The organism is Desulfosporosinus cupriresistens (assembly GCF_001707885.1).
Lineage (GTDB): Bacteria > Bacillota > Desulfitobacteriia > Desulfitobacteriales > Desulfitobacteriaceae > Desulfosporosinus.
In genome coordinates, this window is record NZ_MASS01000131.1 from 1 (window position 1) to 1,282 (window position 1,282).

Sequence of the window (1,282 nt, forward strand, 5' to 3'; positions counted from 1 at the left end):
ACTAATTTAATCTCCTAACTCAAAATCCCGTAACTTCATCTCGATCTTTTCACTTATCTTAAAGAAGGAGTCCCTCCAAACCTTAAAGTGGACTCTATCAAAGTAAAACAATTTCTAGAGATTGAGAAAAGCACTTATAATAATAGTAATATCCTATAGCATTATTAAAAATTATTTTTTTCACTAATCGAAGTATCTTTTCTTTTGGATTCGATAAATTTCGAGCAAACTACGAGCTTGCTATAAGCCATTATGATTACGACAACTTTTCCTTTTTGGTCAATTAAATACTACTTTATATGAATTAGTAAGCACAAAGCTCTAAATCAAGGAAAAATCAAACTATACAATCTTCTCTCAGTTCAAGATTAACACCGGGCTTATATCAAGTCAATATGGTTGTAATCATATTATCATATGGCCAGCTAATTTTAACTTTAATTATATCTTCGTTTTTTCTTGCATTATGTTGTTTTTTTGCAGAACTATTTATCTTGCTAACTAAAAATTACGTGAATTAAGCACTATTTGCATTACCATAGAATAGTCAATGTACCCACCACGACTGCCTCTTATAAGCTAGAATTACTTTTAGGGCAAGGCTCGCAACCCTAGAATTTATGTTGAAAAGTATACTGATCCTTGACAAATTTGTTGTGTAAATTTCAATCTTCATAATTCACAATTGTTATGGTAGCCAAGTAGAAAGATAACGTTAAACATTCGCCTAAAGATAATCAGCCCCGCACTGATACGGGGCTGATTATCTTTAGGCGAAATATTCAAGTAGGTTCAGAATATACGTTCTTATAATAAAAAAGGGGATGACTACAAATTCCGAGAAAACGGAAGTTTGTGTCAATCCCCTTTGCGTATCATTATATAGGATACCAGGAATATTACAACCTAGTTACCGAATAACTTTACCTAGAGTTAGTCAATGTTAAAGAGGTTCAATACAGGACGTTTGAAGACAGACCACTCATCTTTAATAGGATCCCACTTCATGTTTACGAAGCAGAGCCAGTCTTCTTCTTGGAGGGTTGGGTAGTCTGTGCGGAAATAATAGCCCGGCCAACGAGTTTCTTCACGGAATGCTACTGCGCGAAGGTGAGCTTCTGCTTGCCAGAATCTGTGTTTGTTTTCCCAAACTCTCAACAGTTCATACAGATCTCTTGCTGCCAGTTTCTCTCCGTCTTCTTTGAGGAACACTAACAGTTCTGCTGCACGATCCAACGAAGCTTTGTTGGTTGAGAAGTTAGAACTTACGCCACCAACATAT

1 pseudogene is annotated in these 1,282 nt (G+C 35.6%); it reads right to left on the reverse strand.

Annotation, left to right across the window (positions count from 1 at the left end):
• Positions 1-933: 933 nt before the first annotated feature.
• A pseudogene (locus tag DSBG_RS21485) lies at positions 934-1,282 on the reverse strand (adenylyl-sulfate reductase subunit alpha); the annotation flags it as partial.